Below are 24,845 nucleotides of genomic sequence, written 5' to 3'. Positions count from 1 at the left end.
CTCATTACCTCAGCTGGTCCATCGGGACAAAGTCCATATCTTTAAACGTATAGTTTTCTCCCGCCATTGCCCAAATAAATGAATAATTTGCTGTACCTGAGCCTGAATGAATGGACCAGGCAGGTGAGATGACGGCTTCTTCATTTGCCACAACGAGATGTCTCGTTTCAGATGGCTCCCCCATAAAATGAAAGACACGTGCGTCTTCCTCTATATCAAGATATAAGTACACTTCCATCCGCCGGTCATGTATATGAGCAGGCATCGTGTTCCATGTGTTATTGGTTTCAAGCTGAGTGATGCCCATCATAAGCTGGCAGCTTTGGATGCCGTCTGCATGAATGACCTGATACAGATTCCGTACGTTCGAGGCGGATGCTTCCCCTAAATGATTCGGTGTTAATTCAGCGATCGCAGCCTTTTGTGTCGGATACGCTCTATGAGCGGTGGCTGACACAAGATAAAATTTGGCCTGCTCACCTGATGAACTAGCAAACTGTACATGTTCGTGTCCAAGTCCAATATATAAGAAATCTTTATGCTCCAGCATAAATGACTCACCATCGACTGTAACCGTACCTTGGCCGCCGACATTCACAATGCCAATTTCCCGTCTTTCAAGGAAATATTCTGTACGTAAAAAGTCGCCGGCATCTAGCTTGATCGGTTCTGATGTCGGCATAACACCGCCAATCACCACACGGTCCTCATGCGAATAATACAGCTTCAATTCACCACTGACAAAAAGTATCGGAATATGAAAATGACGACGAAGTTCCTCTGTTGTAAAACGCTTGACCTGCTCAGGATGTACAGCATAACGATTTTCCATTTGAGATAAGCCTCCCTTTCCATCTGAAACATATGATTATTTTATTTGGTATCGGTTTCAAGGAAAATTCTAGAGGAAAAAGAGAGCGGCGTCAACCGTTAATTTGTAATCGCTTTCTTTATTTGTATAAAAGCTTTTTTTCTTCATGTTCATGAAAAAAATCTTCTGATACAGCTCAACTTGTGGTATGCTTTTTTTAAGTTTATTTGAAATCGGTTTCGAAACAAATGAGAAGATCGATCTTGGGAGTTTTTTGTATGAAAGAGAAAAAGCAAACGAAAGTCACCATTAACGAAGTTGCAGCATATGCAGGTGTCTCAAAATCAACGGTATCCAGATACATCAATGGCAGAACAAATGAAATTTCTCCTGAAAAGGTAAAAAAGATAAAAAAAGCCATTGAGGAGCTCCATTACCGTCCGAGTCAGCTTGCCCAAGGATTGAAAGTAAGAAAGAGCAAGGTCATTGGTTTTATTGTGGCTGATATTACGAACCCGTTCTCTGTTGCGACACTTCGTGGTGTGGAAGAGATTTGTGATGAATATGGATACAGCATCATGGTGTGCAACACAGATAATCGTCCAGAAAAAGAACGAGAAATGCTTCTGAAGCTGCATGCTCATTATATTGAAGGGCTGATCATCAATACGACCGGTCAAAACAATGACATTTTGCAAGACTTTAAGCAAAATGGTGTACCGATTGTTCTTGTTGACCGTAAGTTACCTGAACTCAAGGTCGATACCGTCACAACGAATAACCGTGACATCACGGCTCGTCTACTTCATCAGATGTATGAAAAAGGCTACGAACATATCGCTTTCTTTACTGAGCCTGTCGATGGGATTAGTCCTCGTGAAGAACGAAAAGAAGCCTATGAACAGACGGCCATGAGTCAACATAAGACACCTATGATTGCAGAAATCAATTTGAAGCAAAAGGAACAAATGCGAGATGAGATTTGTCGTTTTTTACAATCAAACCATCAGAAAAAAGCGATTTTAGCAGGCAATGGATTACTCATGCTGAAACTCATCAGTGAACTCGTCGATCTTGGGGTGAAGATTCCTGAAGAGATAGGCATTGCCGGATTTGATGATACAGAATGGTATAAGCTGATCGGGCCAGGCATCACTACGGTGGCGCAGCCATCTCATGAGATGGGGAAAGCGGCGATGCAAAAAATCAAGACGCGTCTTGAAGGAGATAAGAGTGCACCCCAGACCATTCAACTTGATGGAGAAATCATTGTGAGAAAATCTTTATAAACGTCAGGCAGAGAAGAGTATACATACGTGCATGCTCTCTCTTTTTCAACTGTTTTGAAACCGGTACCAAGAAAGGGGAGAAATCAGTGAAAGCATTGGATGTGATCACTTTTGGGGAATCAATGGCGATGTTTTATGCAAAAGAAATTGGCGAGCTTCACCAAGTGCATACGTTTCAAAAAGCACTTGCTGGTGCAGAGAGTAATGTTGCGGTCGGCTTGGCAAGATTAGGCTTTAGCGTTGGCTGGATGAGCAAGGTCGGGGCGGACTCACTTGGTACATTTATTTTAGAAGAGCTTCAAAAAGAAGGGGTCGATACGAAGGCAGTACTCCGTTCAAATGATGGAGCCAAAACAGGGATATTGCTTAAATCAAAAGTCATCGATGGAGACCCTGATGTGACGTACTACCGAAAAGGCTCTGCTGCGAGTACATTGAACCCAAGCGATTTCCCGTCCACTTATTTTCAGCAGGCAGGACATCTTCATATGACCGGAATCCCGCCTGCTGTGTCTAGTGAAATGAGAGCGTTTTCTTTTCATGCCCTTAAAGAAATGAAAGAAGCAGGAAAAACCATTTCCTTTGACCCGAACCTGAGACTTCAACTATGGGAAGAGGAAGAAGACATGATTCATACGGTGAATCAGATGGCTGCTCAAGTAGATTGGTTTTTCCCTGGGCTTGCAGAAGGTCAAAGACTCACGGGGTGTCATGAGCCGGAAGCGATTGCGGATGTTTATTTACAAAAAGGCGTCAAGTTTGTGGTCATTAAACTGGGAGCGGAAGGAGCCTATTTCAAAAGTGCATCCGGCCAAGGTGTAGTGGATGGTTTCCATGTGTCTCATGTCGTGGATACAGTCGGAGCTGGTGATGGATTTGCAGTGGGAGTGATGAGCGGTCTGCTGGACGGTTTATCATATGAAAAATCGGTAGCAAGAGGCAATGCCATTGGAGCACTTGCAGTCATGTCCCCAGGAGATCACGAGGGACTGCCGACTCGAAAAGAGCTTCAGGCATTTATAAAAGAAGCCAAACGATATCAAAGGCGACACGATATGAAGGGAGATGAGAGGTATGGGAAAGTCAGCAAGTATGAGCGTTAAAGAGAAGCTCGCAGCTTGTAAACTCATTGCGGTGGTCAGAGCAGGTAGTGAAGCAGAGGGGATAGAGATGATTGCTCGTTTAAAGAAAAAAGGGGTGCGGGCCATCGAAGTGACATATACCACGCCCAATGCAGAGCGGATCATTGCATCTTACCAGCATGACCACGACTTGATTGTCGGAGCCGGAACGATTACAACGCTTGAGCAGGCACAATCAGCCATTGAAGCCGGCTCTCAATTTATCGTCAGCCCGGGATATCTTCCTGTCATCGGAGAGCACCTATCTTTTCACGATACACTTTACGTTCCAGGTGTTTTGACCCCGAGTGAAATTATGCAGGCAAAAGCAAATGGATACAGCGTGTTAAAGCTTTTTCCGAGCGGCTCCTTCGGTTTGTCCTATATGAAAAATTTGCAAGGTCCGTTTCCAGAGATTGAGTTCATCCCAACAGGAGGCATTCATCCAGTCGATGTGCCAAAGTGGCTTGAAGCAGGAGCCGTGGCAGTAGGTGTCGGCAGCCAGCTTGAAAGCAGTACAGCAGAAGAATTACAAGCTGTTCTTTCTTCCACCATCATGTAGTTCACATAAACAACCGGCGGATGACTGCTGGTTGTTTGTTCGTTTATCTGACAAAAAAGCTCAGAAGACGCATCTTTTCACGTAAAATGAGCATAAAGGAGAGGTCGATATGTACATTCAACAAGATGAACTAAAAGATGGTCAAATAGAACAATTGATTCAAGCTCATTTAGAAGAGATGAAAAAACATTCACCGCCAGAAAGCATTCATGCCCTTCCGTTAGACGATCTGAAAAAACAAGATGTCACAGTATGGAGTGCAAGGGATGGAGAGGCGCTTCTTGGCTGCGGAGCCATCAAGGAGCTATCAAGTGAACATGGTGAACTCAAATCGATGAGGACGGCAGCAGCCCATATGCGAAAAGGCGTGGCGAAGTATCTGTTGACTCACCTTCTCCAAGAGGCGAAGCGGCGGGGTTATAAAAGAGTCAGCCTTGAAACAGGTGCGATTGCTTTCTTTGAACCGGCAAGAAGATTATATGAGAGCTTTGGCTTTCAATATTGTCCGCCTTTTGGTTCATACCAAGAAGATCCAAACAGTTTATTTATGACAAAGGAATTATAGCGGTCGAGAGAGTATGCTTTTATAAGCAGCTCTTTTTTTATGCGGCAACAATGGAAGGAGGGGAATGTGAATGAAATGGTCGAAGTTGTTCGGAATGGGCGCATTTCTCACATTTTGTGTCGTATCTGTTCTTTTTTTATCTGTATTAGGTCAAGATTTAGTTAAAATTGAAAGCGCTTTCGATGAGACAGTATCAACTTACCAATATCACTTTGTTCTTGTACCGGAGGAACTTGATAATGAATATTGGCAATTGGTGCAAAAGGGAGCTGCTGATGCGGCAGAAGTTCATCGGGTGTATCTTGAATACCTAGGTCCAAAGCAGGCTGATTTGGATGATCACCTGAAAACCATTGATATGGCGATTGCTGGTCATGTGGATGGCATTATGACGCAAGGTCTTGATGCAAAGAAATATAAACCGCTCTTTCAAAAAGCAAGAGAGAAAGGTATAGATGTCGTCACAGTCGATACCGATGCAGAGGGGAGCAAGCGTCAAGTGTATGTCGGAACAGATAACTATTATTCTGGCTTTATCGCCGGACAGGCACTCATCGCCGATACAAAAGGCGAGCAGTATGTGGGCATTGTGACGGGACGGCTTGATGCGATTCACCAGAAGCTTCGCGTGAAGGGGTTTCGAGATGCCGTTTCTGGTGAGAAACGCATTCATATTGCTGGAATAGAAGAGTCGGCGATTACGAAATCAGGTGCTTCCGGTGCTGCGTATAAATTGTTAAATGATCATACGCAGCTCACCGCATTTTATGGAACAAGTGCATTAGATGGTGTCGGCATTATTCAAGCAACAGAGCAATATCATTCGTCTAAAGATGTTTATGTGCTCGCATTTGATACTCTGCCTGACACGATTCAAGCGCTGGATGATGGGAAAATTGATGCAGTGGTTGTACAGCACCCTTATGAAATGGGCTATCAAGCGGTTGAATCTCTTGTTCGTTTGCAGCAAGGGGATAAACAAGAACCGCTTCAGTACACAGGGACGAGTGTGATTCGGCGAGGAGACCTGCCCCTTCATCAAATGGAAAGACCACAGGGGGTTCAGCCATGAGAAAAATACGAAGTAAATTATTATTGGCATTTTTAATTCTGGTGCTCCTTGGTAATGTGGCCGCTTTTTTTGTGTATTGGAGCAGTTCAAAAATCACATCAGAATATAGCAAGAGCTTTCGTTCCTTTCTCCTGCTGAATGATATTTCGACAGAGGCAAAAACGATGTATGAAAAGGTCAACGCCTTTGCCATCGAAAAGGATCAGGCGTTTGCCAAGGGGTATGCAAAATCAAAACAGAAAATGACATCATATGACCAAGCATTACTCAAAAATGCAGGGCTTCATGCCGCCATCCCCTCCATTGAAAAATATCAATATATGATGCGGACGCTCATAAACGAAAGTGATGCCACAATGAATCATGTCAAAGAAGGGAAAATCAAAGAATATGCTGCAAGTGTGAAAGAAGTAAGAACCGTGTCCTCTTATATCCAAGAGCAGACAATGACTCTTTTGGATGATGAATTATCTGAGTATCAAGTACTCTACCAATCCCTTCAAAAAAGACATCAAACGTATGCGCTTTTTACTCTATGTCTGTTTACATTATCGATAGGCATCGCTTTATGGATGGCCTATATCATTGCGGGTGGAATTTCAAGACCGATCGTTCATCTGTCTCGAAGTGCCAAAGAAGTATCAGAAGGAAATTTTGACGGTCCGAATTTGCATGTGTCATCTAAGGACGAAATCTCTGTGTTAAATCATGCCTTTGAGCGAATGCGGCGAGAGATGAAGGTCATGATTGAAGAGATGAAACAAAAGGCCGCTTTAGATCAGAAAATTAAAGACATGAAGCTGAAAACACTGCAAAATCAAATGAATCCACATTTTTTATTTAATACATTAAACATCGTTTCACGTATGGCGTACTTAGAATCAGCTGATGCGACATCGAGATTGATACAATCCGTTTCTACGCTGATGCGGTATTCGCTATCTCCTCTCAGCGCATCTGTTACGTTAGAACAAGAAGTGAAAGTGGTAAAAGAATATTTTCATATACAAGAAACAAGATTTTCTGATCGTATTACATGCAAAACGACCATAGATGAGTCGTGTCTATCTGTTCACATTCCGAGCCTCACATTGCAGCCGCTTGTCGAAAATGCCTTTATTCATGGGGTAGAACCAAAAGAGGAGGGGGGGCTTGTAGAGCTCTCTATTGATCGAGATGATGGCTTTGTCATGATTCGGATTCGGGATAATGGACTTGGCATCAGTGATCAAGAGAAAAAGAGATTGCTATCGCAAGAGGAAGAAGATCATCAAGACACACATAGTAAAGGTCACTCGACAGGAATTGGTCTTCGAAATGTGATGTCGAGGCTGTGTTTGTTTTATGGAGTGCAGGATGCCCTTCAAATTGATTCAAAGCCAAACGAAGGGACCACCATTCAATTGACAATACCAATCAAGGAGGAACGAGCATGCTGAACGTGCTGATTGTGGATGATGAAAAAATTGAACGAATGGCGATGCGTAAGTTCATGACCGAATGGCTGCCAGACTGTCATATTGCAGGGGAAGCTGCGAATGGAAAAAAGGCGGTGGAATTGGCGCGGTCTAAGCCAATTGACCTTGTGCTCATGGATATTCAGATGCCAGGCATGGATGGACTCACAGCGATCAAACAGATCAAAGCAAGCTGTCCTCATACTAAATTTATTATGCTGACAGCCTACGATACGTTTGATTATGCCAAGCAAGCCATGCAGGAAGGGGTCAAACAATACCTTGTCAAACCAGCTGATAAAGACGAAACCATTACAGCGATTCGTTCTGTTGCGGCAGAAATTCAGCAGGAGGTCTCCCTGCGGCAGGCGGAGAAAGTCAATCAGCAGTCAAAATGGCTGGAAGCTCATGTGTTGAACGGTCAATCTTATTCCTCCACAGCGTTTGAGCGGCTGTTTCAGGATTTTCAAGCAGGTCTAGTGATCGCTGTTCAGCGGACAGGCGGGGATCAACTCCTGAATCATTTGCAGGAGTCTGCTCTTTTTCAAGCAGTGCCTATCAAAGTGAGCGGTGAGCTGTTCACATGCTTGATTTACTGCCGTCAATCACCTGGTCATCTAAAGGCGAATGTACTGCAAGCCATTCGCGCTGCCATGACAAGCGAGCAGCATTCCCCTGTCATTGTTGGCATGGGTCATCCTGTCTCAAATCCACTTCAACTTCAGAAAAGTGCGGCAGAAGCGAAGCTTTCCTATTATCAGCGAAAAAAAGATGACGGTGCGGTTCGTTATGGCTTTTACTATACAGATAGACAATCTTACGTATTGATCAACTTGCCTGAGCTTGCCGATGACATGATGCTGGCACTAGAAGAAGGGAGAAGAGATGATGCTCTTGCTTACTATGATGCCTTCCAATTAGAAGGGGCAACCATTTCTCATGTGAAAGAGCTGCTCATTTTACTCAAATCACGACTTCGTGCAGATGTGCCGATTCTAGCTATTACCACAGAAACAGGATGCCGCCAATGCTGTGAACATTTATTTGATCTGTATGAAGCAAGAACCCAGACGGTGAATGATATAGAACGGGCGAAACGATACATTCAAACACATTTTTGCGAACATATTACGCTGGAGCAAACGGCCGCCTATGTTGATTTAAGCCCGACGTATTTCACCAAACGCTTTAAGGATGAGACAGGTCTGACGTTTAAAGAATATGTGACGACCTGTAGGATGGATAAAATGAAGAAGCTACTGAAAGAGAGTTCGCTTAGTTTAAAAGAAATCACCTATCAAGCAGGATATACTGATCCGAATTACGTCAGTCGTGTGTTTAAAAAAATGGTTGGCTGTTCGCCGAAGGAATATCGAAAACAGGTCGTAAAAAAATGAAGAATTTCATAAAAAAGTGAAGAAGTTTGCCTGAAAAAAGGCAAGGATCTGCCAGTATACTTATTTTGATAACGCTTACAAAATAGGGATGGGGGATCCATGATGAAGTTTAAATTAGGCTTTACTTTATTGGCACTCAGTATGCTGGTCGTCTCTGCTTGCAGTTCATCGACGAACTCAGATGCAAAAAAAGAGGGCGGAGCGGAGAAACTAGAAATTTTCTCTTGGTGGACTGGTGCAGGTGAGGAAGACGGGCTGAAGGCACTCATTCAATTGTTTGAAGAGAAAAATAAAGACATTCCAATTGAAAATGCAGCTGTCGCTGGTGGCGCTGGTACGAATGCAAAGGCTGTTCTAACAAGCCGGATGCAAGGAGATGATCCGCCAGCTACTTTCCAAGTACACGGGGGAGCAGAGCTGAATGAGAGCTGGGTAGCCGCAGGTAAAATGGAGCCGCTGGATGACCTTTATGAGAAAGAAGGCTGGAAGGATAAATTTCCAGAATCACTGATTGACCTTGTGAGCAAAGACGGGAAAATCTATTCCGTTCCAGTGAATATTCATAGAGGCAATGTGCTTTGGTATAACAAAAAAGTATTTGAAGAACAGGGCTTACAGCCACCAACGACGTTTGATGAATTTTTCAAAACAGCCGATGCCTTAAAGAAAAAAGGGATTACACCACTTGCGCTTGGGGATAAAGAACCTTGGGCAGCGACTCATTTGTTTGAGAGCGTTCTTCTAGGAGTACTAGGTGCAGATGACTATCAAAAACTTTGGGCGGGCGACTTAAAAATGGATGATGCAAAAGTGAAGGAAGCGGCAGACATCTTTGGACGTATGCTCGAATACGTCAACGACGATCATAGCTCGCGTAACTGGCAGGATGCCTCACAACTCGTGGCAAAAGGGGAAGCTGCAATGAATGTCATGGGCGATTGGGCAAAAGGATATTTTGTGAATGATCTAGATTTGAAGGTGAATAAAGACTTTGGATACGTGGCAACTCCTGGTACGGAGGGCAGCTTTATGGTCATCACGGATACATTCGGACTGCCGAAGGGTGTCAAACAACCAGAAAACGTGAAAAAATTCTTATCTGTCTTAGGATCTGTGGAAGGACAGGATGCGTTTAATCCGCTGAAAGGGTCCATACCGGCTCGTGTGGATGCAGATGTATCAAAATATGATGAATACGGAAAATCGGCAATGAAGGCGTTTAAAGAGTCAAAGCTGGCACCGTCTCTTGCGCATGGCTCAGCTGCTGAAGAAGGTTTTGTCACGAAGGCGAACCAAGCCGTCAATATTTTCGTGACACAAAAAGACAGCAGTCAGTTCGTTTCTTCTTTAAAAGATTCAATGAAATAAAGATGAAAGAGGCGGCCGTTAGGCACCGCCTCTTTTTTAAAAAAAGGAGTGTAGCTTCATGCGCATGGACACATCGCCGATCACAAAAACACCAGCAGCAAAAGTGAAACGTGTTCGGAAAAAATGGAATGGAGACCAGCTGCTTGCCCTGCTATTTTTAGCACCGTCAGCTGTTTTATTATTCATTTTTGTTTACGGATTTATTGGCTGGACAGGATATGTTTCATTATCGAACTGGACCTCGCTTGTTCCTGATTTTTCTTTCGCAGGTATGAAAAATTATGTCATGCTGTTTCAAGATTTTCGCTTTCAGTCAGATCTTCGAAACACGGTCTTTTTTACTTTATTCTTTATTGGAGCAGTCATTGCTTCTGGGCTTGTACTGGCCATTTTACTAGATCAGAAGATCAAGGGGGAATCACTTTTTCGGAATCTCTTCTTCTTTCCGATGGCCCTTTCCTTTGTGGTCACAGGTGTTGTGTGGCAATGGATCCTAAATCCATCAACTGGGGTGAATCTGTTTTTAAAAACTCTCGGCATCCAGCCCAAGTGGTACACGGATACGAACATTTTAGCTGGATTTGTCTGGGGGAAAATTGAGTTTGGTGTACCGGCAGCAATGATTGCAGTTGTCATCGCTGCTGTGTGGCAGATGACAGGGTTCTCACTTGCGATGTATTTGGCTGGTCTTAGAGGTATTCCAGAGGAAGTGAGAGAGGCTGCTAGAATGGATGGCGCAACCGAGTGGCAAATCTACTGGAAAATCATTTTCCCGCTGTTAAAACCAATCACAGCGAGTGTCGTCATTATCATGGCACATATTTCTTTAAAGATCTTCGATTTGATTTACTCGATGACAGGACCAGGTGCAAACTTTGTCACCGATGTGCCAGGTGTTTATATGTTTGAAATGACCTTTAGAGGAAACCATTATGCAGGTGGTGCCGCCATTGCGATCGTTATGCTGATTTCTGTTGCGATCTTTATCGTGCCGTATCTCCTGTCTAGCCGGAAGGGGGCTTCATCATGACCGCAAGAGGGTTTGTCCGTCCAGTTCTTTATGCTTTATTAATACTGTGCAGTTTGTTTTTTCTCATGCCTGTTTATGTCATGCTCGTCACAAGCTTAAAGCCATTAGGTGAAGTGACCCTTGAGCGAATGTGGTCGCTTCCATCTACACTAGATTTCTCAAGCTACAAAATCGCTTTTGAAAAGTTATCACCCAATTTAATGAACTCTCTTTATCTAGTCATTCCTGCTACCTTATTGTCAGCTGTATTAGGTGCGATGAATGGCTATGTGCTGTCTAAATGGCGCTTTAAAGGATCAGAAGTGGTGTTTACCTTCATGTTGTTTGGTATGTTTATTCCATATCAAAGTATCCTCATTCCACTTATTCAATTTTTACGTGAAATCGGCTTGTATAACTCCATTCCGGGACTTGTGCTTGTTCATGTCGTATATGGCCTGCCAATCACAACACTCATGTTCCGCAACTTTTATGTAAGCATTCCTGATGAAATGATTGAATCAGCGAAGATGGATGGGGCCGGATTTATCGGGATCTTCAGACATATGATTCTGCCGCTTTCCATCACAGGGTTTGTCGTGGTTGCCATTTGGCAGTTCACAAATGTGTGGAATGAGTTTCTATTTGCGGTTACTATGACCACGGCAGAGAATCAGCCGGTCATGGTTGCGTTGCACAATTTATCAGGCAGTCAAATTGTGCAATGGAATGTTCAAATGGCAGGGGCCATCTTGGCTGCGCTGCCAACACTTTTGGTCTATATTCTACTCGGAAAATACTTTGTGAAAGGGCTTCTTGCAGGCTCTGTCAAAGGGTAAATTGATTTTCTTGTTATCGTTTTCATTCGGTGTACTGAAAGGATTGACTTCTCTTTAGATAGCGTCATAATAAAAGTTGAGACTTGCTAGTTTTCATCATGCTAGGCAAGGATTATCAAAGGGTAGCAAAGGGAGGAGTCATCCTGAATGAAGCAGTCACCAATTTTTTTACTGCCTGAATTGAAGGAGAGAATATGGGGAGGTACAGCCTTAAGGGATCAATTTGGCTATGATATTCCTTCTGATCAAACGGGAGAATGCTGGGCAATTTCTGCTCATCCAAACGGACCAAGTGTCGTGCAAGACGGTCCATATAAAGGGAAAACGCTGATCGAACTATGGGACAATCACAGAGAATTGTTTGGGGGAATAGAAGGCGATCGCTTCCCGCTCTTAACCAAAATTTTAGATGCAAACCAAGATTTATCCGTTCAAGTTCATCCAGATGATGATTATGCGGAAAGACATGAAAATGGCGAGCTTGGGAAAACAGAGTGCTGGTATATCATTGACTGCAAAGAAGGCGCAGAAATGATCTACGGTCATAATGCACGGACGAGAACTGAGCTTGTGACCATGATGAACAGCGGAGATTGGGAAGGCCTTTTGCGGCGAGTGAAAATTAAGCCGGGCGATTTTTATTATGTGCCTAGCGGTACCATTCATGCACTATGTGAAGGCACACTGGTTCTCGAAACGCAGCAAAGTTCAGATACGACCTATCGGGTGTATGATTATGAACGAAAAGACCAAAATGGCCATGAACGTGAACTTCACTTCACGCAGGCCATTGATGTCACAACGGTTCCTCATGTAGACGGTTATGCAGATGAATCAGTAGAAACTCGTCCAGGGGTGACCATTAGAACATTCGTAGAAGCAGAATATTTCTCTGTGTATAAATGGGAAATTGATCAAAAAGTAGAGCTGTCGCAAGATTATCCGTTTTTGCTGTGCAGCGTTATTAATGGGGAAGGGTCCTTAGAGCATAATGGACATACATATCCGCTGCCAAAAGGAGCCCATTTTATCCTGCCGGCTGAAACAGGGAACTTCACCATTGAAGGATCTTGTGAACTGATTGTGTCACATATATAAAGGTAAAGAGGACTTCGAGGGAGTCCTCTTTTTTTCTATTGCATAAAGGACTTGAAAGAGACTTGTTTTTGTCGATAAAGAGATTAGTAGACTATTATGCAAAGTTAAGAGAGGGACAGGGACCGTGAAAAAAACCATCAAGATTATGTTACTCGCAGCTGCCTTTGGTATGACATTACACACAGGCAAAGAAGTGCAAGCAGCCTCCTATGTCGATCAATCCATTTATACGATTAGCACCTCAAAAGTATTTACAACAGAAGCAGAAGTGAAAAAAGCAGTTGACACGTTGAAAAAGGATAAGAAATGGACAGCCACTTATCAAACGTCAGGAAATACATCGACCTATCAGCTAACTGCCTCAGGATATGACTCACAAGTAGCAGCTAATGCAAGTGCCGCTGCATTAAAAAAAGAGTTAGGCATGAGCGGTACGGTGTCTCCAGTAGGTGACCGCCTTCCTTTACAGAAAATCGTATCTGATCCAATCAACGATGAAAGTCAGGCGAAAAAACTGACGCTCGAGCTGACGAAAACATCAGGACTCAATAGCACGTATGAAGCTATCAATCAAAGCAGACCATCTTATCAGGTCATTTCAGGAGCCATTGATTCTGAAACGAAAGTCAAAAATATTCAAACCGAACTACAAAAACAGGCCGGAGTCACGAGTACATATCAAACCGAAAACAAAGCGGGCACTGTGTATCAGCTGATCTCAGGCAATTTGGTTGGACAGAGTAAGGCAAATACCATCCTGCAAGGTTTTCAAAAGGAATCTGGTTTAAAAGCAGTACTCCAAACGGTAGCAGCAGGCAAACCGTATTACATCGTCACATCTGCTGCACAAACGAATCAGTCTAAAGCGCAAACCCTTCTGACCCAGCTGCAAAAAGAAGCGAAAATTAGCGGAAAGATTCAGAAGGCTGGAGCTGTTAAAAATGTATATAGCATGGAATCAGGCTATTTCAAAGACAGTAAGCAAGCAGCCTCAGCGGCGGCTCAGATTAAGAAACAAGCTGGTGCGTCAGGTACTGTGCAGCGAGTAGGAAAAACGAAAAATTATATCGTAAAGCTCAATCAATTAAATGACACAACTTACGCAAAAACAGTTGCCTTTTTCAAGAAAAAGAAATGGCGCTATACGTCTAAAAAGATCTCCTCTACACAGCCATATCAAGTAGTGACTGGGAATCTTTTGGGCGATGATCAAGCGAAAAAAGCAACGGCATTTTTCCAAAAGAAAAAAGTATCCGCCACAACGAAAAAAACAGGCAAAGCATCTGACAGCACGTATCGACTTGTTGTGAATCAAGCAACGGATCAGACAAAAGTAAATAAAGGTGCTGCATACTTAAAGGCACAAAAGGTGACAAGCAGCATCACAACAGGTAAGGGACAAGCCGTCAGTAAAGCATACAGCCTAATGACAACCCCTGTATATGATCAAAGCAAAGTAAAGCAAGCGCAAGAGATCATCAAGAAAAATGGAGTTGCCAGCAGTACAAAAACATTAACAGAAGCTGTTAAGCAATACCGTATTACGACAGAGGCGACTGTGAATCAGACAAAACTGAATCAAGCCTTAAGTTATTTAACCAAACAAAAAATGAAAGCAGCCGCTCAAAAAACGGGAGCAACTGATTATGGTCAATATCAGATCAAAACAGGGGTCATTTCGACTGCTACGTTAAGAGATCAAGGCATGACATTCTTCAAAAAGCGAAATGAACCAGCTGCTTATACAACAACGACAAAACCGGCATATAAAATCAACATCACACAGCAGTTTACAGGGTTACCAAATGCGAATGCGGCCATTGCTTTTGTGAAAAGCCAATACGGCTGGACAGCCACAGCGACCAAAATCAAAAACGGTCCAATGGTGATGCAGACGAATTATAACCTCACAGTCAATGAGATGGTAAACAAACAAATGAAGGTGTCGCCGCAGACAGATGGTGCAGCCTATGTCTATGCGACATATGTAGACCCAGCGACGTCCACAGTGAATACAGACGGGCTAAATGTCCGTTCTACGCCTGATTCAAGTTCGGCAAGCAACATCGTTGCACAGCTGAACAAAGGGACAAAAGTGAAGCAGCTTGGAAAAGAAGGCAACTGGATCAAAATCAGCCTCGGCTGGAGAAATGCGAGTTCAGCAGAAGTATTAAAATATGTAGACCCAGCGAATATCACAGAGGGCACTCAATCTTATTTTCAATTTCTCAAACTCTCTGAAGCTGCAAATCTCAACCCGACTGAAGTGAATACGAAGATTTTAGCAGGGAAAGGCATTCTTGCCGGAAAAGGACAAGCCTTTATCACAGCAGCGAAAACGTATCATATTAACGAAATCTATCTCATTTCACATGCATTGCTTGAAACAGGCAACGGCAGTTCCATTTTAGCGAACGGTACGAAGTTTAATGATAAAATCGTGTACAACATGTATGGCATTGGTGCATATGACAGCAACCCGAATTATCTCGGTGCAAAGTATGCGTATGAACAGCAATGGTTCACACCAGAGGCAGCCATTATTGGCGGGGCAAAATTCATTGGCAACAGCTACATCAATAATGCCACATACAAACAAGATACCATTTATAAAATGCGCTGGTCTGCGACAGCCACTCACCAATATGCAACAGATATTGGCTGGGCTTCTAAACAGGTCACTCGTATGTATAGTTTGTATAACTTACTTGATAACTATACGCTGTATTATGATATCCCCGTGTATAACAAATAAAAAAACGTCCGTGCTTCTTAATGAGAAGCCGGACGTTTTTTGTGTAAGAGCTGATGTTCAATAAAGGAAAGAAGTTGCTGACTTGATTCCCCTTTTGAATATTGATTCCATTCCTCAGCAAAGGTTTTCAATAAGTCTTGATTGGCTGATTCGTTTAGCTGCTTAAGCTCCTCTAAGAGCATATCTTGAGTGACGCAAGCCTTTCCTGGAATGATGTCTTCATAACGTTCGACTAAGCCGCGTTTTGTGCGATAAGTCTCTAGATCGTAAGTGAAGAACAACACAGGCTTTTGGAGCAGCGCATATTCAAACACAATGGACGAATAATCTGTAATCAGGACATCGCATACAGAGAGCAATGGAAAGAGCGGCTGATCGGACACATCAAAGATCCACTCACCATCTGTTTCTGCTTTGGCTAAATGTTTCACCGCAGGATGAAGTTTGACGAGCAGAATATAGTCGCCATTCAGCTCACTCTGCAATTGTTCTTTAGAAAAAGGTAAGACAAGACCGTCCATTGCAAAGTCCCGGTAGGTCGGCGCATACAGCAGCACTTTTTTGCCTTTTGGAAAAATATCCGTCTGAAAGGAAATAGGGCGCTCATCATAGTATGCATCTGTGAAGGGGACACCTGTTGGCAAAAAACGATCGTCGTTGACGCCAAATGAAGTTTTGAAAATCTCGCGCATGTGATCTGAGCCAGTAACGATATAATCGAAAGACGCATAGACCCGCTTGAAACGCTGCAGATCACGAGAACTACGGTAATGATTTGAAGCATCTTCAAGACCGAACTTTTTCAAAGCACCATTGGCGTGCCACACTTGAATACAAGTGGTAGAAGGTCTATTTCTTAGCACACTTGTCATCAGAAAATAATTATCTGTGACGACGACTTTGCTTTTTAGAATTGTATAGATACATTGAATGAGATGGATGGGATTTTTTTCATGAAAATAGCGAAATGACACATGAGGCACGTCCTTTTCTATCACGGAAGCATGCTTCGTATAGAGGACAGTGAGCTTCATTGTCATATTCGCCTGTTGTTGATAAGTATCGATGAGAGCAGCTGCATTCTCTTGGAATGAAACAAGCAGCGTCACCTGATTGTCACGAGGTTTCACGCCGCTCATGAGCCATCCAGCAAAAGAAACAAAAGCTGCATAGCATGAGATGATCATTGAGCGTATATTCATCATGTATCAGTCTCTCACAGCTGCTTCGTCTGATCTTTTACTTGCTCAGGATAGTAGCGCTTTTTCCCTTTGTTTTCTTTTAATACGGCAAAAGCGTACTTTGGGATATTCAGCATTCGTTTCCATCTCCACGGATTGACAATGAGTCTGTACAGCCATTCCGTATTTGTTTTAATCATCCAGCGTGGTGCACGCTTCACCGTTCCGCTAAATACATCAAAGCTTCCGCCTAAACCGATGCAAACAGCTTGCGGGAACAAATGACGGTATTCATAAATAAAGTTCTCTTGGTTTGGATAACCTAAAGCAACAAATACCATATCTGCTTTTGAACGAGCAATTTGTTTTGCGACAAACCGTTTATCCGCTTGATAACCATCACAGCTGCCTGCAATCACCACATTCGGATATTCCGTATCAATTCGCTGTTTGACAGCCTCAAGCACTTCTTTTTTCGCGCCATATAAAAAAATACTTTTAGATTGCTTGTTTGCGAGATCGAGCATAGACATAAACACATCAAAACCTGCAATTCTTGATTTCAATGGACTTTGCGTCATGCGTGACATCAACACAACACCTACACCATCCGGCAGTACATAATCCGCGGAAGAAACGACTTGATGATATGCATCATCCTTCATGACAGCATAGCCGATCTCTGGGTTCACTGTCGCAATCATGGCGCCTCTTTTCTGGGAAATATGATGCTGGTTGATATAGTTAATAAATTCATCTAAGTCACCATTAACATAAGAAAGGTTAGAGACCACTTCTGTTTGCATTGTTCAGACCTCCTTTTTCATTTTGTTATCTATGAAACGTTCATTGTAAATTCATTCTTCGCCTACTCATCATTTTATCACAGTTGCTCCATGAAATATTAACAATAACTTTACAATCCTTTAAATTTCGTGACATTTTGATAACTTCATATGGAAGGTGCTTCATAAAACATTGATTTTTCGGACTTTCCGTTCCGTGCCCATTAAATTGGAAATAGTTTGTCTTTACATCTGCTTAACGTTTGTTAGGCGCTGTGATATAATGAGGTTCCGAAGAGCGAAAAACACGATCGAAGATAATAGGATTACGGATAAACATTACTGCTTGAAGCAGTCGAATAAGGAATGAAGAAAGGAGTTTATGTTTGCAATGAAGAAAGTTATTACTTACGGTACATTTGATTTATTACACTGGGGGCACATCAAGCTGCTAGAGCGTGCAAAACAGCTTGGAGATTACTTAGTAGTGGCCATCTCTACAGATGAGTTTAATTTACAAAAATCAAAAAAGGCTTATCATAGCTACGAGCATCGAAAGCTGATTTTAGAAACCATTCGTTATGTAGATGAAGTCATTCCAGAGAACAGCTGGGATCAAAAAGTCCGCGATGTACAAGAGCATGACATTGATGTCTTTGTTATGGGAGATGACTGGGAAGGTAAATTCGATTTCTTGAAAGAGCATTGCGAAGTCGTTTACTTGAAGAGAACAGAAGGTATCTCGACAACTCAAATTAAGGAAGAAATTGCGGGACTTTAATAGATCGAAAAAAAGTACTTCTTATCTTTTGGTGAGAAGTGCTTTTTCATGTAAAATACAATGAGCAAGTTATCATGATTTTTAAGGAGAGCTTCCTTTGTTTCAAAATTGGATGAAGAAAAAAGTTGAAGATTCATTGGATCAACCTGAACAAAATGAAACGATGACATTAGTTGAAATTCCTGACATGGACTACTACTTTATTGTAGGTGACGTACCAAACGAGGAAGACGGCTTAACGAAGTCTTTAAAAGCAAGAATAGAGCCATTGGCTGAGAAACATAAACGTACTGCGATGTTAACTTTGAATTTCGATGTAAATGTGAAGGAACGTATTCGCCGCTTGGAGGAGACCTTTCATCCTCAAATTGACATCCTGAATGTATTTGAACATTACATTATGCCAGAGAGCGGAAGTAAAAGGTATTATTCGGAGTTTATTGCGGGTGAAGTACCTCAATCAATCAATGAAGCAGTTATCCCGGCAGATACATCGACCATTCAGGTGACGAGATATGAACTGCCTTCTTCCCCAATCTGTATGATTGATCAATATAATGAAGAGCAGCAATTAGTGAAGAGAGAAGAATACAATTGGCAGGGAGCTTTACGCAGAGTTCAAAGTTTTGTTCCTCATACAGGTGCTCTCTATTTAGAAGAATTGATCAAGGATGATGGCAGCATTTTTATGGAGATCATCTATGCTGGTGATACAAAAAAGAATCCAGTCCGTCACATTAATTGGTATAAAAAAACAGGAATTCAAACATTTACAAAGAAGACGGATATAAAACAACAATGGCTATCCAGCATTCAATTACAAAATGACCGGTTAAAACTGATGGTCACAGAGGACCGGGACCAGGACCGCCACTTGTTTAAAATAGATCAACCGGAATCAACTTATTATGCTGCCTTTGTGCATGAAGCCCATTATGAGGAAAATCCGCACCATATCTATTCTCAATATGGAGAATTATTTAAACAAATAAGAAAACAGCAAGTGGATGCCGTCTTCTTTGGCGATACTAAGCATAAAGAAGATGTTGAGAAGGTTTTAGGAGAACAAACTTATTTCTACCATGTGCCTTCTGATGAAATGTCAGCTTGGAAAACAGTACTTCATCAGATGCTGGAAAACCGTATACGTAAAGATGAGCTGAGAAAGATCGTGGATCGCACGAAATGGGTGCTGCATGATCTTAGCTCTGAACACCATGTTCTTCATCTTCAGCTTAAGATGACAGACGAAATGAGCCAAGCGGATCATGTGGAAATTGATTTTGCAGGATATGATCGAGTGAATGGAGCTAAAATCATTTCTCAAACAATTGATGAGAATGATCAAGTCAGTTTCCCAATTGGTCATTTTCAAACAAAGAAAAACATCGAAACCAACCAAACAAAATTTGTGGATTTTTACATCCGCTTTAAAACAGAAGAACTTCAAGAAGTTTTGCAACGTCTAGAAGTAGAGGGAGAGCTCCTTACCAATAAACCATCTTCAATTGATGGTTGGTCGTATCAAACGAAACAGGGGAACTATTCTTGGAAAGTAAAATAATGATACAAATAACGGTAAGATTTTTGAACAGAGGAGATTAACGATTAATGATTGAAGAGGGAATCCATAAGAAGAGTGTCGTTGAAGGTTTAAAAAATCATCATGAAAAATTGGAAATGCTCGTTCGCATCTACGATGACATGCCATTAGCAGATAGAGAGTTTTATCTGTTTATGAGGGAAAGGGTCTCAAAACAAGAACTATTCCTCCCGCTTGTTCATCAAGAAGAGAATCTATTCAAATTGGTACTGAGTGAAGCATCGCTTCCGCTTGCGTTAGAGCAAGGCCAGACATACAACTTGTATGTCACGGACTATCTGAGCACAAACAAAGAAGAGGACGAAGACGAGCTTGAAGACTCAGCCTATGATTCTGATTCGGAAGAAGAGGATGAAGACGCAAAAGAAGCGGATACCAGCGCGACTTCCGAAATAGAAGAAAAAACACCATATTATAAACGTCGTTTGAAAATGGAAATTGAAACGCCAGAGCTGACATTTTTAGAAAACAAAGCAGCGCTGTTGTATGTTATTCCATATCGTACAGACAAAGGCAATGCTTCATTGAAAATCAAACGGGAGCTCAAAGTTGTGAAATTCCATCACATCGAGCTCAACAAAGAATGCACGCTATCTTTATCTGGATATGCAGGCGTTCTAAGTGCAGAGCATCCTTATCAGATCAAAGAAGTAAAGCTTCTATTGAAGAAAAATGGTGAGGAACCAGTTGAGCATCGTTTTCCTGTCAAGATGACACATAAAAAAGATGAAGTCATTCAATATCGTGACGACCATCAAACACCACAACTGTATCAATTTTCAGCAGAAGTTCCTTTAGAGGAGTTAACCTATTCCTTAAACAAACGGTTTGTCTATCGCTTCTATTTTGAGTTTATTTGCGATGTTAACGGAGTGGAAGAAACATTAACAACTGCTTCTTTGGTACTTGGAGATCGTTCAAACAAACTCAAAGGGCTTGTTCAAATTCATAAAAGAGACGACGTACCAATTCGTTATGAAGTGTACAGAAAGAAAAAAAGACAAACCCTTGGTATTCGAATTAATGATTACACCATGAAGACACGTGCTAAGTACTACGTGAAAAGCAAGTGGAAGAAATTCAAAAAGCAATTTGGGAAAATCAAAAAAATTCGAAATCGTCTTGTAACAAGAACCTTTAAAACAACCTTTAAGCTGGCGAGTAAGCTGTCCGTCAAAAAGAAAACTGTTGTGTTTGAAAGCTTTAATGGGAAACAATTCAGCTGTAACCCGCGTGCTATTTATGAATATATGAAAGAAAATCACCCTGAATATACGCTGATCTGGAGTGTTAAAAAAGGTCATGAAGCACCATTTAAAGAAAAAGGCATCTACTATATCAATCGTCTGTCATTGAAATGGATTTTTGCAATGGCAAGAGCTGAGTATTGGGTCGTAAACAGTCGTTTGCCGCTATGGGTTCCAAAACCAGAACACACCCAATACTTACAAACATGGCACGGCACGCCATTAAAACGACTGGCGATGGACATGGACGAAGTGCATATGCCTGGAACAAACACGAAGAAGTACAAAAAGAATTTCACGAAAGAAGCATCGAATTGGGATTATCTGATTTCTCCTAATGCATACTCGACCGAAATTTTTACCCGTGCGTTCCAATTCCAAAAGACCATGATTGAGTCAGGATATCCGAGAAATGATTTCCTTCACAATCAAAACAATGAAGAAACAATGAGAGCGCTCAAACAAAAAATGAACTTGCCGCTTGATAAAAAATTGATTTTATATGCACCGACATGGAGAGACGATCAATTTTATAAAAAAGGGCAGTACAAATTTGATTTAGACCTTGATCTGCATGAGCTACGAGCATCTATCGGAGAAGAATATATCATCATCCTTCGTATGCACTATTTAGTAGCGGAAAACTTTGATCTCGGACCATATGAAGGCTTTGCCTATGACTTCTCTCATTACGAAGACATTCGAGACCTTTATATGATTTCCGACCTACTCATTACAGATTACTCTTCCGTGTTCTTTGATTATGCAAACCTTAAACGTCCGATGCTGTTCTATGTACCAGACATCGAAACATATCGTGACAAGCTCAGAGGATTCTACTTCGACTTTGAACAAGAAGCACCAGGACCACTTGTAAAAGAAACATCACGCGTGATTGAATGGGTAAGAGAAACAGAACAGCCGACATTTACATTACCACCTTCATTTACGCCGTTTTATGAAAAATTCTGCTACCTAGAGAGCGGAGAGTCATCGAAGCGTGTGGTGGAAGTCTTTATCAAGAAAGAGCAATAACATGAAAAGCTGTCGAGATTATAGGATCATTCCTATAGCTCGACAGCTTTTTTAATTTTCTTCATTTGTTAATTTTTGGTACAATGCTTCGCGATAGCTTTTATGTTGGTAGAAGAAATCATTCATTCTTTCTTTGTGAGTATCTTCCATTTGGAAATCGTTTTTCACTATGTTAGAGATTTCTTTAATAACTGAAGAGCTATTTGTAACAAGCTTACCGAAGCTGTCTTTTAGATCCATATCTAATTTGTTATATAAGTGGTTTCCACAAATAAACTCTGCATAATCGGGTATAAAGAACAAAACGGCTCTATTCAAAAATGCAAAATCAAATACAAATGATGAGAAGTCAGTAATGAATAATTTATAATCACTAAGATTTATATCTTTGGTAACAAAATTAATTCTTGGATGATCTGCTTTGAATTCATTTATAACAGAATTAAAAATAGGATGTAACTTTAATTCAAAATATAAATCCTCTTTTTCAAGTAAATCAGTAAATTTTTTTGAAGAAATCAAATGGTTTATTTCGTTATAATAAGAAGAATTTTTAAAAGCTTCTTCTTTTATAGCCCACTCTCCACCTTTAGAGGAATTAACTAGTGAGACTCTCCAAGAAGGTGCAAAAATAATTTTATTGCTGGTAGGTGTATGACTTTTGACAAAATCAAAGCGTGCCATTCCAGTTTCAATTATGTTTTCTGGTCTGTAGTTGTAATTCTCAATTAAATTCTGTTTTTCGAAATTACTGGAGACTACAAATTTATCTATTTTATTCTTTTCACTAGAGTATATCCAAGGCGTGTGCGCATGTAGGATCCCATGCTGTAAGTAAATTAACTCAAAGTCTAAACGGTCATTAATAAATTTCATTCTTTTTTCAGAAAATGCACTATATTCTTGAACAGTTCTAAATGAGGTCAAAATCTTAGTAGCATTTAGAAATAGATATTTATGCTGTCGAGACCTGAATTTAATCACATGTTTCCTTTCTTCTTGATTAAACATGTTTTCTAGATCAATGCTATCACCATCGTAAATATAGTATCTTTTTACACCGTCTTTTTTGTGGAAATCATGTTTAAACTGATAATATCCATTATCTATAATGTTCTTTCTATCATTATATAGCCAAATGTCTTTTCTTTTTTTGTTTATTAGCTTTCTAGCTAAAAATAGCTTTTTGTCATGCTTTCTGACTATTTTATCAAATTCTTTTGTATATGAATCTGCCTCACCTTTAGTAGCTTTTTCGACAATGATTTTTTGTTGTTTAGGCAAAAATTTTAAACCATAGCCATTTTTGAATGCCTTATGTTTCATAAAGCTCTGAAATACAACATCATTGATAAAATAGAAAGAAACGGGATAATCGTAGTTTTTATAATTGATATTGAACTTCAAATGTAATGTTTGCTCATCAAGTTCCTTTTTCCAACTAAATCTATAAAAGTTATTTGTTTTCATTCTTGTTTTGTAATAGCTATGATTAGACAAAGAGAGTCTAGGTGCAAAAGATTGTCCGTTAACATCAATCTGTAAATTTAAATCTAAGAACTCATTAAGTGGACTTTTAATAAAACCAGCTACTAATAATTGATTACCTTTAATAGTAAATTGGGTCATGACTATTTCAATTCGTTGCTGTTTAAACAGCAGTTCATTATTGCGATAAATATAGATACCTTGTGAATCGTATTTTATCGTAGGTTTAGGTTGTTTCAAACTTAGTAAAGATGCTTTATGATATATATCAATAAAATCGTGATTTAAAATGATTTTATCCTCAAGTTTTTCTATGATATTAAACATGCGTTTTTTCCAACTTGAAAATTCATCTTGATCGAGATGAAATGGTATTAAAGATTTTGACTTAAATCTCCAATTCAATTCGTATAAAATCATACTTTGGACATAGGGATGGACATTATTATGATAAGAGTATGAATCCATCATTTTTTCAAAGTACAAGAGAAGCATATTGTATGAGTGTACGGGACTTCTATACTTCATAACTGTTGAAGATTGGTGAGTTCGGTATATATATTTTCCGTTTGAACAAATTCCAATTCTTCCTGTTCTCATGATGTAGGCTGTATTAAAAGTTGCATCTTCAGCATACGCGAGATCTGTGTCAAAATAAATACGTTCATTAGCGGGTAAATTCTTCACACAAACGTTGATTGTTGTTTGATTTATATTTGGATAAACAGATACATCATAAACGCCGGTTGTTGAATAGTTCTTGGTCCTAGGATGATCTTTTACTTTTCCGTTGACTAAAGAATAGAGAGGGTATGCAACAATGGAAACTTCACCTTCAACTTGATTAAAGTAGTTAAATAATTCATGAATTGTATTACGTCCAATTAAATCGTCTGAATCTAAGAAAAGAATATATTTGCCTGTTGCTTGTTTTAATCCAAAGTTTCTAGCTGCTGAAACGCCAAGATTTTCTTGTGAATAAATTTCCATGTTCTTGTATTGTTTAACATATTCGCTGCAAATTTCAAAGCTGCCGTCAGTTGAACCATCATCCACAAAAATGACCTGTATTTTTGTGAAATCATGTGTCTGTTTCATAATTGATTTAATGGTATCTTCTACATAATCCTCTGAATTAAACAAAGGAATAATAATAGTCATATCGTAGTTAAAGTTCATTTTCTTCCTCACTTTTGAATTAATAAATGGACAAATCAATTTAATTGAATTTTGAGTAGATATTATCTTAAAAGTGATGAATATCCTATAAATAGATTACAACAAATTAGAATAAAAGAACAGATCATTAGTATTGTAGGATTTAAATCAGGGAACTTTATTACTTATACATTTAGGAAAAAACGTTTCAAGGGTTTGTTAAT

General features: G+C 40.6%; 19 protein-coding genes. 15 read left to right on the top strand and 4 right to left on the bottom strand.

What is annotated here, in order from left to right:
- Window positions 1-4: 4 nt before the first annotated feature.
- Entirely contained in the window at window positions 5-832 is an 828-nt protein-coding gene (gene kduI / locus LCD34_RS07960) for a 5-dehydro-4-deoxy-D-glucuronate isomerase (RefSeq protein WP_224558767.1), read from the bottom strand.
- A 257-nt stretch (window positions 833-1,089) separates the two neighbouring features.
- Here kduI and LCD34_RS07955 point away from each other — a divergent pair, with 257 nt between their 5' ends.
- The 12 genes from LCD34_RS07955 (at window position 1,090) to LCD34_RS07900 (ending at window position 15,343) form a co-directional block, all read left to right on the top strand.
- Window positions 1,090-2,100, top strand: a complete 1,011-nt coding sequence (locus LCD34_RS07955; protein ID WP_125589459.1) for a LacI family DNA-binding transcriptional regulator — start codon at window positions 1,090-1,092, stop codon at window positions 2,098-2,100.
- An 86-nt stretch (window positions 2,101-2,186) separates the two neighbouring features.
- Window positions 2,187-3,203, top strand: coding sequence for a sugar kinase (locus LCD34_RS07950; protein WP_224558766.1), 1,017 nt, complete (start codon window positions 2,187-2,189; stop codon window positions 3,201-3,203).
- Window positions 3,175-3,783 (top strand): bifunctional 4-hydroxy-2-oxoglutarate aldolase/2-dehydro-3-deoxy-phosphogluconate aldolase, encoded by a 609-nt coding sequence (locus LCD34_RS07945; RefSeq protein WP_052320919.1) that lies wholly within the window; start codon window positions 3,175-3,177, stop codon window positions 3,781-3,783. Before LCD34_RS07950 ends, LCD34_RS07945 begins: the two co-directional genes overlap by 29 nt.
- Window positions 3,784-3,892: 109 nt before the next feature.
- Window positions 3,893-4,348 carry a GNAT family N-acetyltransferase gene (locus LCD34_RS07940; RefSeq protein ID WP_224558765.1) on the top strand — a complete coding sequence of 152 codons (456 nt, stop codon included), beginning with the start codon at window positions 3,893-3,895 and terminating at the stop codon, window positions 4,346-4,348.
- Between the two features lie 70 nt (window positions 4,349-4,418).
- On the top strand, window positions 4,419-5,420 hold the full coding sequence (locus LCD34_RS07935) for a sugar-binding protein (protein WP_224558764.1): 1,002 nt from the start codon (window positions 4,419-4,421) through the stop codon (window positions 5,418-5,420).
- Window positions 5,417-6,859 (top strand): sensor histidine kinase, encoded by a 1,443-nt coding sequence (locus LCD34_RS07930; protein ID WP_224558763.1) that lies wholly within the window; start codon window positions 5,417-5,419, stop codon window positions 6,857-6,859. Before LCD34_RS07935 ends, LCD34_RS07930 begins: the two co-directional genes overlap by 4 nt.
- The gene (locus LCD34_RS07925; protein ID WP_224558762.1) at window positions 6,853-8,274 is read left to right on the top strand and encodes a response regulator; all 1,422 of its coding nucleotides are present in this window, start codon (window positions 6,853-6,855) and stop codon (window positions 8,272-8,274) included. The genes LCD34_RS07930 and LCD34_RS07925 overlap by 7 nt, the downstream gene beginning before the upstream one ends.
- A gap of 99 nt (window positions 8,275-8,373) precedes the next feature.
- On the top strand, window positions 8,374-9,642 hold the full coding sequence (locus LCD34_RS07920; protein ID WP_052320924.1) for an ABC transporter substrate-binding protein: 1,269 nt from the start codon (window positions 8,374-8,376) through the stop codon (window positions 9,640-9,642).
- A gap of 58 nt (window positions 9,643-9,700) precedes the next feature.
- Complete coding sequence (locus LCD34_RS07915) at window positions 9,701-10,672, top strand: carbohydrate ABC transporter permease (RefSeq protein WP_171971361.1); 972 nt, start codon at window positions 9,701-9,703, stop codon at window positions 10,670-10,672.
- Window positions 10,669-11,490 carry a carbohydrate ABC transporter permease gene (locus LCD34_RS07910; protein WP_224558761.1) on the top strand — a complete coding sequence of 274 codons (822 nt, stop codon included), beginning with the start codon at window positions 10,669-10,671 and terminating at the stop codon, window positions 11,488-11,490. Before LCD34_RS07915 ends, LCD34_RS07910 begins: the two co-directional genes overlap by 4 nt.
- Before the next feature lie 147 nt (window positions 11,491-11,637).
- Window positions 11,638-12,588, top strand: a complete 951-nt coding sequence (gene manA, locus LCD34_RS07905) for a mannose-6-phosphate isomerase, class I (RefSeq protein WP_007499909.1) — start codon at window positions 11,638-11,640, stop codon at window positions 12,586-12,588.
- A gap of 124 nt (window positions 12,589-12,712) precedes the next feature.
- Entirely contained in the window at window positions 12,713-15,343 is a 2,631-nt protein-coding gene (locus LCD34_RS07900) for an N-acetylglucosaminidase (RefSeq protein WP_052320925.1), read from the top strand.
- 17 nt (window positions 15,344-15,360) lie between these two features.
- Here the strand turns inward: LCD34_RS07900 and LCD34_RS07895 are convergent, their stop codons facing one another.
- A complete protein-coding gene (locus LCD34_RS07895) occupies window positions 15,361-16,548 on the bottom strand; it encodes a CDP-glycerol glycerophosphotransferase family protein (protein ID WP_224558760.1) in 1,188 nt (395 codons plus the stop codon).
- A gap of 11 nt (window positions 16,549-16,559) precedes the next feature.
- Window positions 16,560-17,330, bottom strand: a complete 771-nt coding sequence (locus LCD34_RS07890) for a WecB/TagA/CpsF family glycosyltransferase (protein ID WP_224558759.1) — start codon at window positions 17,328-17,330, stop codon at window positions 16,560-16,562.
- 370 nt (window positions 17,331-17,700) lie between these two features.
- On the opposite strand from LCD34_RS07890, the gene tagD reads away from it, so the two are divergent.
- From tagD to LCD34_RS07875, 3 genes are all read left to right on the top strand, one after another.
- Complete coding sequence (tagD, locus tag LCD34_RS07885; protein WP_008343212.1) at window positions 17,701-18,090, top strand: glycerol-3-phosphate cytidylyltransferase; 390 nt, start codon at window positions 17,701-17,703, stop codon at window positions 18,088-18,090.
- 97 nt (window positions 18,091-18,187) lie between these two features.
- A complete protein-coding gene (locus LCD34_RS07880) occupies window positions 18,188-19,654 on the top strand; it encodes an alpha-glucosyltransferase N-terminal domain-containing protein (RefSeq protein ID WP_224558758.1) in 1,467 nt (488 codons plus the stop codon).
- Between the two features lie 47 nt (window positions 19,655-19,701).
- Entirely contained in the window at window positions 19,702-21,975 is a 2,274-nt protein-coding gene (locus LCD34_RS07875) for a CDP-glycerol glycerophosphotransferase family protein (RefSeq protein ID WP_224558757.1), read from the top strand.
- A 51-nt stretch (window positions 21,976-22,026) separates the two neighbouring features.
- Here the strand turns inward: LCD34_RS07875 and LCD34_RS07870 are convergent, their stop codons facing one another.
- Window positions 22,027-24,642: a glycosyltransferase gene (locus LCD34_RS07870; protein ID WP_224558756.1), complete on the bottom strand. Its 2,616-nt coding sequence runs from the start codon at window positions 24,640-24,642 to the stop codon at window positions 22,027-22,029.
- Between the last annotated feature and the right edge of the window lie 203 nt (window positions 24,643-24,845).

It is taken from the genome of Bacillus sp. RAR_M1_44, from assembly GCF_020165935.1.
Taxonomy (GTDB): Bacteria; Bacillota; Bacilli; order Bacillales; family Bacillaceae; genus Bacillus; species Bacillus altitudinis.
The sequence above is the reverse complement of the archived record's forward strand: the minus strand, read 5'-3'. Positions and strand labels throughout refer to the sequence as shown.

Bases quoted from the DNA above. Each gene is read 5' to 3' on its own strand.
- kduI (WP_224558767.1), bottom strand. From the start codon at position 832: ATGGAAAATCGTTATGCTGTACATCCTGAGCAGGTCAAGCGTTTTACA.
- LCD34_RS07955 (WP_125589459.1), top strand. From the start codon at position 1,090: ATGAAAGAGAAAAAGCAAACGAAAGTCACCATTAACGAAGTTGCAGCA.
- LCD34_RS07945 (WP_052320919.1), top strand. From the start codon at position 3,175: ATGGGAAAGTCAGCAAGTATGAGCGTTAAAGAGAAGCTCGCAGCTTGT.
- LCD34_RS07940 (WP_224558765.1), top strand. From the start codon at position 3,893: ATGTACATTCAACAAGATGAACTAAAAGATGGTCAAATAGAACAATTG.
- LCD34_RS07935 (WP_224558764.1), top strand. From the start codon at position 4,419: ATGAAATGGTCGAAGTTGTTCGGAATGGGCGCATTTCTCACATTTTGT.
- LCD34_RS07930 (WP_224558763.1), top strand. From the start codon at position 5,417: ATGAGAAAAATACGAAGTAAATTATTATTGGCATTTTTAATTCTGGTG.
- LCD34_RS07925 (WP_224558762.1), top strand. From the start codon at position 6,853: ATGCTGAACGTGCTGATTGTGGATGATGAAAAAATTGAACGAATGGCG.
- LCD34_RS07920 (WP_052320924.1), top strand. From the start codon at position 8,374: ATGATGAAGTTTAAATTAGGCTTTACTTTATTGGCACTCAGTATGCTG.
- LCD34_RS07915 (WP_171971361.1), top strand. From the start codon at position 9,701: ATGCGCATGGACACATCGCCGATCACAAAAACACCAGCAGCAAAAGTG.
- LCD34_RS07910 (WP_224558761.1), top strand. From the start codon at position 10,669: ATGACCGCAAGAGGGTTTGTCCGTCCAGTTCTTTATGCTTTATTAATA.
- manA (WP_007499909.1), top strand. From the start codon at position 11,638: ATGAAGCAGTCACCAATTTTTTTACTGCCTGAATTGAAGGAGAGAATA.
- LCD34_RS07895 (WP_224558760.1), bottom strand. From the start codon at position 16,548: ATGATGAATATACGCTCAATGATCATCTCATGCTATGCAGCTTTTGTT.
- LCD34_RS07890 (WP_224558759.1), bottom strand. From the start codon at position 17,330: ATGCAAACAGAAGTGGTCTCTAACCTTTCTTATGTTAATGGTGACTTA.
- tagD (WP_008343212.1), top strand. From the start codon at position 17,701: ATGAAGAAAGTTATTACTTACGGTACATTTGATTTATTACACTGGGGG.
- LCD34_RS07875 (WP_224558757.1), top strand. From the start codon at position 19,702: ATGATTGAAGAGGGAATCCATAAGAAGAGTGTCGTTGAAGGTTTAAAA.
- LCD34_RS07870 (WP_224558756.1), bottom strand. From the start codon at position 24,642: ATGAACTTTAACTACGATATGACTATTATTATTCCTTTGTTTAATTCA.